Here is an 11,624-nt window from a genome sequence, read left to right as displayed (position 1 = left end):
GACTGGTCGGAGCGATCTTCGACCCTCGCCCCTTTGGGGAGAGGGACTGCTAGGTGTCATCTTTTACCCTCGCCCCCTTGGGAAAGGGACTGCTCGGTGTGGTCTTTCACCCTCTCCCCTTTGGGGAGAGGGCCGGGGTGAGGGGAGTGGATTTGTCACGCAATCCGGCAGGCGTCCGCTTCCCAGCGATACCCCACGCCGTACACCGCGCGGATAAACGACTGGTCGGCGTCGAGCGCTTCCAGCTTGCGCCGCAGGTTTTTGATGTGGCTGTCGATGGTGCGGTCGGTGACCACGCGGTAGTCGTCATACAGGTTGTTGAGCAATTGCTCGCGGGAAAAGACTTTTCCCGGCTCGTGGGAGAGGGTTTTCAGCAGGCGAAACTCCGCCGGGGTTAAGTCCAGCAGCTTGCTGCGCCAGCTCGCCTGGAAGCGGCTTTCGTCGACAATCAGCGGGCTTTCGGCGTCCAGCGCCTGAAGCTCGCGATGCGGCTTGCAGCGGCGAAGAATGGTCTTCACGCGGGCGACCACTTCGCGCGGGCTGTAGGGTTTGCAGATGTAATCGTCCGCGCCGATCTCCAGCCCCAGCAGGCGGTCGATCTCTTCGATTTTGGCGGTCACCATCACGACAGGTACGTCGGAGAAACGACGAATTTCCCGGCACAGGGTCAGGCCGTCGGTGCCCGGCAGCATCAGATCCAGCAGGATCAGATCCGGCGGGGTCTGGCGCACGTAGGGCAACACCAGATCGCCATGGTTAATCAGCGACGGGGCGTAGCTCGCCGCGCGTAAATAGTCGATCAGTAACTGCCCAAGCTTAGGCTCATCTTCCACAATCAGAATGCGGGGCGTGTTTTCGTCAATCGGTAACTCGGTCATGCTTCTCTCGATAATTCCCGTTCCAGAGGTAACTCTACTGTAATGCTAACCCCGCCAAAAGGCGAATGGGCGGCCCGAAGGGTGCCGCTGTGCGCCTCGACGATGTTGACGCAAATCGCCAGCCCCAGACCTGAGCCGCCGCTGGCGCGGTTGCGCGAGCCTTCGGTGCGGTAAAAACGCTCGAACAGCCGCTCCAGCTGCGCGTCCTGCACGCCCGGGGCGGAATCGGCGAAGGTCAGCGCAAAGCGTCCGTCTTCCTGCCTGCCCGAGATATGCAGCGCGCCGCCGCTGTCGGTATAGCGCAGGCTGTTTTCCAGCAGGTTGTTGAACAGCTGCATCAGACGGTCGCGGTCGCCAAACACCACGGCGCTGTCCGGCAGCGAGAGGACAATTTTCAGATTGCGGCTGGCGAAGCGCTCGCGGAAGGCGCCGCTGGCGACTTCCAGAATATTGATCACGTCCACGGGGGCTTTTTGATAGGCCAGTGCCCCTTCGTCGGACATGGAAAGCTGGTGCAGATCGTCCACCAGCTTGGTCAGCGTTCCCACTTCCGCCTGCAGCGAGGCGACGGACTCCGGCGTGAACTGGCGCACGCCGTCCTGAATGGCCTCCAGCTCACCGCGCAGTACCGCCAGCGGGGTGCGCAGCTCGTGGGAAATATCGGCCATAAAGTCCCGGCGCATCTGCTGGTTCTTCTCCAGCGTGCTGGCGAGCTGGTTGAAATCCTGCGCCAGCTTGCCCAGTTCATCCTGGCTGCGGGTGTCCACGCGGGTCGAGAAATCCCCGGCGGCGAGCCTGTGCGTGCCTTCCACCAGCCGTTTTACCGGGGCGAGCAGGCCGCGCGCCAGCGGGAAGGTGGCAAGGGCGGCAAGCAGGGTAGAGAGCGCGACGATCAGCCAGCTGGTCTGGCGCTGCTGGCGGTCAAAGTTGATATCGGTGTTGCGCGTCAGGCGCTCCACCGGAGAGGCAATCACCCAGCCGACGATAGCGCCGTCAGAGGTAATCGCCCGCTTTGTGCCGTCCGGCGGCACCGGGGCACGGGGGCCAACCAGTACCCGCATGTCCTGGTCTATTACCCAGAACTGGGTGCGCCAGCCGTGGGGCGGCATTCCCGGCCCGGGGCGGTCGTCGTCGTTATCGTGCTCCAGCGAGCGGAGGATCTGGAAGATAAAGCGGTCGTTGTTGCGCAGAAAGCGCCAGTTTCCGTGCTGGGTGTACTGCTCCCCCAGCGCGTCGCTCAGCCCCTGTAAACGCTGTTCGTTGCCGTGCTTGATGTAGTCAATAAACCCGCGCTCGAAGCTGACCCGCACCGCCCAGTGCATGGTGATCAGCAGGACGATACAGGTGGCGAAAATCGCCACAAACAGCTTGCCGGTGATGCCGGGACGCCAGAATTTCATGGAGCACTCCTTTTGCCGCGTCGGATAACAGCGTTCTTGCTGGTGTCATTCGGCACTCTGGCAAAGATAAAAGCGGGCAGGGCAATAATCACCGCCATGCTGAGGTAGGTATATAAGAAGACCTGATGCGCCACCGGGGTGTCGACGCTGAGATGATGCTGCCCGTACATGCCGAGCAGCAGGCCCGCGACGGTCACGCCCACGCTCATGGAGAGCTGCATGATCATCGACAGCAGGCTGTTGCCGCTGCTGGCCAGCTCGTCCGGCAGGTCTTTTAACGTCAGGGTGTTCATCGACGAGAAGCGCATAGAGTTGATAATCCCCTGGCAGAACAGCACCAGCGGCAGGGCGTAGTACCAGCCCATCAGCGCCACGCCCATAAACAGCAGGCTGACCAGCGCCAGGCCAAGCGTGGCGGTCACCAGCACCCGGCGATAGCCAAAGTGGTTCACCACCTGCACCACGATGCGCTTCATGCCCATGCTGCCAAGCACCATCGGGATCATCATCAGCCCCGCGTGGAACGGCGAGAAGCCCATCCCAATCTGCAAAAACACAGGGGTCATAAACGGCAGCATTCCGCTGCCCACGCGCCCGGCAAAGCTGCCGAACAGCCCAAGGCGGTAGGTGGGATTTTTAAACAGCGACAGGCTGAACAGCGCCCGATCGTTGCCCCTGGCGTGCCACACGTACCAGAGCACCGACAGCACGCCGATGGACACCAGAATAGCGAGGCTCAGGGAGGAGATCCCCAGCCCTTTCTGCCCGTCGAGCGCCAGGGTCAGGGTCGCCATCCCGGCGGCAAGCAGGATAAAGCCGATAAAGTCGAAGCGGCGGGTCTGCATGGTGTAGTTCGGCATCAGCGTCAGGGTGGCAATCGCGCCGACGATGCCCACCGGCAGGTTGATGAGGAAGATCCAGTGCCAGGAGGCGTATTCTACCAGCACGCCCCCCAGCGCCGGGCCCAGCAGCGGCCCGACCTGCCCGGGCAGCGTCACGAAGGTCATCGCCGCCATATACTGCTCGCGCGGAACGATTTTCATCACCGTTAAGCGCCCGACCGGCACCATCATCGCCCCGCCGACGCCCTGTAATACCCGCGCCATCACCAGCTGGTCGAGCGTGTTGGCCTGGGCGCAAAACAGCGAACCCACGGTAAACAGCACGATCGCGGTAAAGAAGATATTCCTTACCCCCACTTTGTCCGCCAGCCAGCCGCTGGCGGGCAGCATCACCGCCACCGTCAGCACGTAGGCGACTATCACCATATGCATATGCAGCGGGCTCTCCCCCAGGCTGCGCGCCATGGAGGGGAGGGCGGTGTTCACGATGGTCGTATCCAGCGACTGCATAAAAAAGCCGAAGGCGACAATCCATAACTGCCAGCGAACATTGTTGGGAAGCTCAGTCATTTACCCGTTTACCGTTTCTCTGTTTTTACGCGAAAAACGCACCCGCAGGCGGTCGAAAAAGAGATACACCACCGGGGTCGTGTAGAGCGTCAGCAGCTGGCTCATCACCAGACCGCCGACAATCGTGATCCCCAGCGGCTGGCGCAGCTCCGAGCCGTCTCCGCCGGAGATCACCAGCGGCAGCGCGCCAAACAGCGCCGCCAGCGTGGTCATCATGATCGGGCGAAAACGCAGCAGACAGGCCTGGAATATCGCCTCTTCCGGCGTCAGGTTGCCGTTGCGCTGCGCCTCCAGCGCAAAGTCGACCATCATGATCGCGTTTTTCTTCACAATGCCTATTAATAGCATGATCCCGATAAGCGCGATGAGGCTAAAGGGCGCACCGAAAAGCTCCAGCGCCAGCAGCGCCCCCACGCCCGCCGACGGCAGGGTGGAGAGGATCGTCAGCGGATGGACGTAGCTTTCATAGAGCACGCCGAGCACGATATAGACCGTCGCAATCGCCGCCAGAATCAAAATCACCTGCGAGTTCATGGTGTCCTGGAACACCTGCGCCGTTCCCGCAAAGCTGCCGCGCACGGTGGACGGCACGCCGAGCTGGGTCATGGCGCGGTTGATGGCGTCGCTGGCCTCGGATAGCGACGAACCCGTTGGCAGGTTAAAGGACACGGTGGACGCCGCGGACAGCCCCTGATGGTTAACCGACAGCGGCGCGTTGGCGGGCTGCCAGCTGGCGAAGTACGACAGCGGGATCGCCTTGCCGTCGCTGTTGATCACGAACATTTTATCCAGCGCGCTGATGTCCTGGGTATAGCGCGGGTCAACCTCCATCACCACCTTGTACTGGTTCATCGGCTGGTAGATGGTGGAGATCTCGCGCTGGCCAAAGGCGTTATTCAGCAGGCTGTTGGCCGCCTCGACGTTAATGCCGAGCCGGGACATGGTTTCGCGATCGTAGGTGAGCGCCATTTCCGCGCCGTTGTCCTGCTGATCCGAGTTCACGTCCGCAAGCTGCGGCAGGGCCGCGAGCGCCTTACGGATCTTCGGCTCCCACTCGCGCAGGGCGGCTAAATCATCCGACAGCAGCGTGTACTGATAGCTGGCGTTGGACTGACGACCGCCAACGCGAATATCCTGAACGGCCATCAAAAACAGGTTCGCCCCCGGCTCTTTGGCGAGCTTCACGCGCAGGCGGTCAATCACCTGCTGCGCGGTTTCGTTGCGCTCGCCGCGCGCCTTGAGGGTGATAAACATCATCCCGCTGTTAACGCGCGACCCGCCGGTAAACCCGGTCACGTTGTCCACCGCCGGATCTTCACGAATGATTTTCATAAAGTCCTGCAGCTTGCCGCGCATCGCCTGGAACGAGATGCTCTGGTCGGCCTGAATGCCGCCCATCAGCACCCCGGTATCCTGCTCCGGGAAGAAGGTTTTTGGGATCGAGATATAGAGCCAGACGTTGAGCACAATCGTGCCAATCAGCACCAGCCCGACAATCCGCGTGTGGTTCAGCACCCATTTGAGCGACCTGCCGTAGCCTTCCTGCATCGCCATCAGGAAACGGCCAAACCCTTTGCGGCGCGGCTGGGAGTGCGGCTGGCTGCGCTTGAGCATCCAGCCGCACATCATCGGCGTGAGCGTTAATGAAATCACCAGCGAAATGCCAATGGCGACCGAGAGGGTAACGGCGAACTCGCGCAGCAGCCGCCCCGGCAGCCCGCCCATCAGCAGCAGCGGCAGGAACACCGCCACCAGCGACAGGCTCATGGAGAGCACGGTAAAGCCCACTTCCCGCGTCCCCTGTAGCGCGGCCTGCAGCGGCTTGACCCCCGCTTCGAGATGCCGGGAGATATTTTCCAGCACCACGATGGCGTCATCCACCACGAACCCGGTGGCGATGGTGAGCGCCATCAGCGACAGGTTGTTAAGGCTAAAGCCGCACAGGTACATGGCGGCGAAGGTGCCGATCAGCGACACCGGCACGGCGACCGCCGGGATCAGCGTCGCGCGCCCGGATCGCAGGAACAGGAACACGACCAGGATCACCAGCCCGACGGAGATCACCAGCGTCTGCTCTACCTCCTCAAGGGAGGCGCGGATGGTCGGGGAGCGATCCTGGGCAATCTGCAAATCAATCGCCGCCGGAATGGTCTCCTGAAGCTCCGGCAGCCGCTCGCGAATGCTGTTCACCGTCTGAATGATGTTGGCTTCCGGCAGCTTGCGGATCATCAGCAAAATGGCGGGTTTGGCGTTGGTCATCCCGGCGTTGCGCACGTCCTGCACCGAGTCGGTGACGCTGGCCACGTCGCTCAGGCGCACCGCCGCGCCGTTGTTGTAGTGGATAATCAGCGGCTGGTATTCGGCGGCGGTTTTCAGCTCGTCGTTGGTCTGGAGCTGCCAACGGTGGCTGCCGTCTTCAATCGCCCCCTGCGGCCGGCGCACGTTGGCGCTGCTGATGGCGGTGCGCACGTCGTCCAGCGACACCCCCTGGTTAAACAGCGCCTGCGGGTTCAGCCCCACGCGCACCGCGGGCAGAGAGCTGCCGCCCACGCTGACATCCCCCACGCCGTCGATCTGGGCGATGGTCTGCGCCAGCTGCGTGGAGGCAAAGTCGTACAGCTGCCCCTGCGAGTAGGTGTCCGAGGTGAGCGTCAGGATCATGATTGGCGCATCGGACGGGTTGGCCTTGCGATAGGTTGGACGGCTCGGCATGCCGCTCGGGAGCAGGCTCTGCGCGGCGTTGATCGCCGCCTGCACGTCGCGCGCCGCGCCGTTGATGTCCCGGTCGAAGCTGAATTCCAGAATGATGCGCGTGCTGCCGAGGGAGCTGCTGGAGGTCATTTCGTTGACCCCGGCGATGCGCCCGAGGGAGCGCTCCAGCGGCGTGGCCACGGACGACGCCATGGTTTCCGGCGACGCCCCCGGCAGGGAGGCGCTGACCATGATCACCGGGAAGTCCACCTGCGGCAGCGGAGCCACCGGCAGCAGACGAAAGCCGAGCACGCCGCACAGGGTGATGGCGAGCGAGATTAAAATCGTCGCCACCGGGCGGTAAATGAAGAGGGCGAAAAACTTCACTTACGCCTCCTCTTCACGTTTCGGGAAGCGGCTTTTCGCCCACAGCGCCAGGCGGTCAAACAGCAGGTAAATCACCGGCGTGGTAAACAGCGTCAGCACCTGGCTCAGCAGCAGGCCGCCCACCATGCCAATCCCCAGCGGACGGCGCAGCTCTGCCCCGACACCGGTACTCAGCATCAGCGGCAGCGCGCCGAGCAGGGCGGCGAGGGTGGTCATCAGGATCGGACGAAAGCGCAGCAGGCACGCCTGGAAAATCGCGTCGCGCGGCGCCATGCCCTGCTCGCGCTCGGCGGCGAGGGCGAAGTCAATCATCATGATGGCGTTTTTCTTCACGATCCCGATAAGCAGGATAATGCCGATTATCGCGATCACGTCCAGCTCGCTGCCCGCCAGCATCAGCGCCAGCAGCGCCCCCACGCCGGCGGTCGGCAGGGTAGAGAGGATGGTGATCGGGTGAATAAAGCTTTCGTACAGCACGCCGAGCACGATGTACATCGCCACCACGGCGGCCACAATCAGCCAGATGGTGTTGCCGAGCGCCGCCTGGAACGCCAGGGTGCTGCCCTGGAACTGGGTCTGAATATCCGTCGGGAAGCTCAGATCTTTTTCCGCTGACAGAATAGCCTCCACCGCTTCGCCCAGCGAGTAGCTGTCCGGCACGTTGAACGAGATGGTGGTGGACGGGAACTGGTCCAGATGGTTGATGGAGAGCGGCGTGTAGCGCTCCTCGACGTTCGCAATAGCGCTTAACGGCACAATGCCGCCGTCTTTGCTGGTCAGGCGCACCGAGTCCAGCGCGGCAAGCCCCGGCGTGTTGTCGGTGTTGTGCTCCAGTACCACGCGGTACTGGTTGGCCTGGGTGTAAATCGTTGAGATCAGACGCTGGCCGAAGGCGTTATACAGCGCGTTATCCACGTCCGCCATGGTGATGCCCAGACGGCTGGCGCTGTCGCGGTTGACGTTAACGTAGGCCGCCAGCCCTTTGTCCTGCCAGTCGCTGCTGACGTCGGAGAGCTGCGGCAGGGCCTTCAGCCTGTCGACCAGCTGCGGCACCCAGGTGCTGAGCGCATCCAGCGTGGTGGCCTGCAGGGTGAACTGGTACTGGGTGCGGCTCACCTGGGTGTCGATGGTCAAATCCTGTATCGGCTGCAAATACAGCTCGATGCCCGGCACGCGGGCGACGGCGTTTTGCAGACGCGCAATCACGGCGTTCACGCGGTCGTCGCGATCGTCCAGCGGTTTAAGGTTGATTTGTAGACGGGCGCTGTTCAGCGACGGGTTGGTGCCGTCCACGCCGACGTAGGAGGTTAAGCTTTCCACCGCCGGATCTTTCATGATGATTTCAGAAACCTGCTGCTGGCGCTGGGCCATGCTGGCAAACGACACCGACTGCGGCGCCTGCAACGTGCCCTGAATAATGCCGTTGTCCTGGATCGGGAAGAAGCCTTTAGGGATGAAAATCCACAGCATCACGCTCAGCGCCAGCGTGCCGAGCGCCACGCCGAGCGTCGCCCACGGGTGGTTCAGCACTTTTGCCAGCAGGCGACCGTAGGCGGCAATAATGCGCTCGAACATCCGCTCGGAGGCGCGCGAGAAGCGGTTTTGCTTGCGCAGGGATTCGTGGCTCAGCATGCGCGCGCACATCATCGGCGTCAGGGTCAGGGAGACCACCGCCGAGATCAAAATGGCGACCGCCAGCGTCACCGCGAATTCACGGAACAGACGCCCGACGATATCCCCCATAAACAGCAGCGGGATCAGCACCGCAATCAGGGAGAAGGTGAGGGAAATAATAGTAAACCCGATCTCCCCGGCCCCCTTCAGGGCGGCGGCGAGCGGTTTTTCGCCTTTTTCGATGTAGCGCGAGATGTTCTCGATCACCACGATGGCGTCATCCACCACGAACCCGGTGGCGATGGTGAGCGCCATCAGCGTCAGGTTATTGATCGAGAAGTCGAGGAACACCATTACCGCGAAGGTGCCCACCAGCGAGAGCGGCACGGCGACGGCGGGAATAATGGTCGCCGGCACGTTGCGCAGGAACAGGTAGATGATCATTACTACCAGCGCAATCGCCAGCATCAGCTCGAACTGGGTGTCGCTGACCGAGGCGCGAATGTTGGTGGTGCGGTCGGAAAGCACCTTCACGCTCACCGACTTCGGCAGGCTTTCAATAAGCTGCGGCAGCATGGCGCGAATGCTGTCGGCGGTATCGATGATGTTCGCCCCCGGCTGGCGCTGGACGTTCATCACGATGGCCTGCTGCTTGTTGGCCCACGCCCCCAGCCAGCTGTTTTCCGCCCCTTGCTCAACGGTCGCCACGTCGCCCAGGCGAACCGGGGCGCCGTTCTGATAGGCCACAATCAGCTGACGATACTCGTCCGCAGACTGCATCTGATCGTTAGCGGACAGCGTAACCGCGCGGGTCGGGCCGTCGAGGGAGCCTTTCGCCGAGTTGACGTTGGCGTTGCTGATGGCGCTGCGGATGGTTTCACTGGTGAGGCCGAGCGCGGCAATGGCCTGCGCGTTGAGCTTCACGCGCACCGCCGGACGTTGCCCGCCCGCCAGCGTCACCAGCCCCACGCCGGAGACCTGGGAAATTTTCTGCGCCACGCGGGTTTCCACCATGTCTTCCACCTGGGTCATCGGCATGGCCGACGAGGTGACCGCAAGCGTCATGATGGGCGGATCGGCAGGGTTAACCTTGCTGTAGACCGGCGGGTTAGGCAGGTCGGACGGCAGCAGGTTGGTGGCGGCGTTGATCGCGGCCTGCACTTCCTGCTCGGCGACGTCCAGCGACAGCGTAAGCTGGAACTGGAGCGTCACCACGGACGCGCCGCCGGAGCTTTGCGAGGACATCTGCTTCAGGCCGGACATCTGCCCGAACTGGCGCTCAAGCGGAGCGGTAATGGCAGAGGTCACCACGTCCGGGCTGGCGCCAGGGTAGAGGGTGACGACCTGAATGGTCGGGTAATCCACTTCCGGCAGTGCCGAAACGGGCAGAAAGCGATAGCCGATGATCCCGGCAAGCAGGATCGCCACCATTAATAGCGTGGTGGCAACTGGGCGCATGATAAACAGGCGTGACGGCCCACCTGTAGAGCTCGGTGGCATCACCTGCATCAGGAGGTCGCTCCCTGTTTCTGGCGTTCAGGCTTAGCCGGCTGTTCGGCGGGCGCCGTGCCGTCGTGGGCTTCAACCACTTCCACCTTCGCCCCTTCGGTCAGGCGGTCGATACCGTCGGTCACCACGCGGTCGCCCGCGGAGAGCCCGGCGCTGATGACGACCGTCTGGCTGTCCTGGATCCCGGTTTTCACCAGATGCTTGCTGACCTTGTTGTCGCTGCTGAGCACCCAGACGAAGTTGCCTTCGTTGCCCATTTGCAGGGCGGCGGAAGGGATCACCACGGCGTTCTCTTCGGTGGCGACCAGCATTCGCGCGTTGACGAACTGGTTCGGGAACAGGGCATCGTCCTGATTATTAAAGCGTGCCTTGAGCTTGATGGTGCCGGTGGTGGTATCGATCTGGTTGTCGAGGCTCAGCAGCGAACCTTCGCTCAGCTTCTGCTTATTGGTGCGGTCCCAGGCTTCCACGACCAGCGCGCCGCCGGCCTTTTGCGCCTGAACCACGGTGGCGATATCGCTTTCCGGCAGGGTAAAGACCAGGTCGATAGGGTGGGTCTGGGTGATGACCACGATCCCGGTGGTGTCGCCGCTGGAGATTTGGTTGCCGATATCAACCTGTTTCAGCCCCACGCGACCGTCAATGGGCGCAGTGATGCGGCTCCAGTCGAGCTGAAGCTGCGCGCTGGCTACGGCGGCTTCGTCGGCCTTAATGGTGCCCTGGGATTCGCTGACCAGCGCCTGCTGGGTGTCCAGCTCCTGACGCGACACCAGGTTAGTTTTCACCAGCTGCTGATAGCGCGCCAGATCGCGACGGGCGTTGGCGAGGGTGGCTTTATCTTTGGCGAGCTGCCCCTGGGCCTGAGCCAGCGCGACCTTAAACTGGCTCGGGTCGATTTCAGCCAGCAAATCGCCGGCCTTCACCTGCTGGCCTTCCTGGAAGTGCAGGGCCAGCAGCTGACCATCGACGCGGCTGCGCACCGTCACCGTGTTGGCGGCGGTAATGGTGCCGAGGCCGGAGAGATAACGAGGAACCGCTTTGCTGACCGCCGTGGCAGCCTGAACCGGCGCCAGCGCGCCGCCGCGCATGCCGTGACGCCCGCCGCCGGATGGACGCTGCGGCTGGCTGGTGGCGCCAGCGGGGGCGGCGGGATCGGCGGATTGACTGTGCCAGTACCAGGCGGCGGCAAGGGCCACCACAATGATGCCGGCGGCGATTGCCCAGCGGGATTTGTTACTGCCTTTCATCGTTATACGTTCTCATCCTGAAACACTTCGGGGAATGATACTAGTTTAGTCAGGCAAGACGGCAGAAAAATGGAGGAAATATGGAAGACCGTATGGAATTGTCTGAATGGTGCCGGCGCGGCCCCGCTGCGTGTCGCTTCACGGAGGCTGTTTTACTCCAGGAATATTTCTTTATTCGGGGAATATTCCGAAGTTATTCCGCTTCGTTCAAAAATATAACCAGATGCCTAGTGTTTATTATTAATTAATAGTCCAGGAATATTCCTGTCATTATTAATATGGTATAGGAATTTTCCCGCACACACTAAATTGATGCATATTTTTAGCAAAACTTTAACAAACACTTTTCTTTTAATGCGACTTCAATAGTTTATTGATTTATAATGCTTTTTGGCTTTTTCGTGCTCTTTTTCTAATTTGATTTGTATCAAAAAATCAAAATAGATTTAAAACCGTTAATTTGCGTTAAATGCGGAATTAAAAACC

At 61.7% G+C, this 11,624-nt stretch carries 6 protein-coding genes; all 6 read right to left on the bottom strand.

The genetic code is table 11. The features are described from left to right. Nucleotides 1-155: 155 nt before the first annotated feature. Genes baeR through AB6V08_RS10035 form a run of 6 tightly spaced genes read right to left on the bottom strand, consistent with a single transcriptional unit; the run spans nucleotide 156 to nucleotide 11,138 of the window. The gene (gene baeR / locus AB6V08_RS10060; RefSeq protein ID WP_368542521.1) at nucleotides 156-878 is read right to left on the bottom strand and encodes a two-component system response regulator BaeR; all 723 of its coding nucleotides are present in this window, start codon (nucleotides 876-878) and stop codon (nucleotides 156-158) included. Further along, the gene (gene baeS / locus AB6V08_RS10055; RefSeq protein WP_368542520.1) at nucleotides 875-2,278 is read right to left on the bottom strand and encodes a two-component system sensor histidine kinase BaeS; all 1,404 of its coding nucleotides are present in this window, start codon (nucleotides 2,276-2,278) and stop codon (nucleotides 875-877) included. The genes baeR and baeS overlap by 4 nt, the downstream gene beginning before the upstream one ends. Then, nucleotides 2,275-3,690 (bottom strand): MFS transporter, encoded by a 1,416-nt coding sequence (locus AB6V08_RS10050; RefSeq protein WP_368542519.1) that lies wholly within the window; start codon nucleotides 3,688-3,690, stop codon nucleotides 2,275-2,277. Before AB6V08_RS10050 ends, baeS begins: the two co-directional genes overlap by 4 nt. Further along, entirely contained in the window at nucleotides 3,691-6,768 is a 3,078-nt protein-coding gene (gene mdtC / locus AB6V08_RS10045) for a multidrug efflux RND transporter permease subunit MdtC (protein ID WP_368542518.1), read from the bottom strand. Further along, a complete protein-coding gene (locus tag AB6V08_RS10040) occupies nucleotides 6,769-9,891 on the bottom strand; it encodes an MdtB/MuxB family multidrug efflux RND transporter permease subunit (RefSeq protein WP_368542517.1) in 3,123 nt (1,040 codons plus the stop codon). Beyond that, a complete protein-coding gene (locus AB6V08_RS10035) occupies nucleotides 9,891-11,138 on the bottom strand; it encodes an MdtA/MuxA family multidrug efflux RND transporter periplasmic adaptor subunit (RefSeq protein ID WP_368542516.1) in 1,248 nt (415 codons plus the stop codon). The genes AB6V08_RS10040 and AB6V08_RS10035 overlap by 1 nt, the downstream gene beginning before the upstream one ends. Between the last annotated feature and the right edge of the window lie 486 nt (nucleotides 11,139-11,624).

This window comes from Enterobacter soli (genome assembly GCF_964208575.1).
Taxonomy (GTDB): Bacteria; Pseudomonadota; Gammaproteobacteria; order Enterobacterales; family Enterobacteriaceae; genus Enterobacter; species Enterobacter soli_A.
Note: the sequence above shows the minus strand (reverse complement) of the source record. Positions and strands in the feature narration are given on the sequence as shown.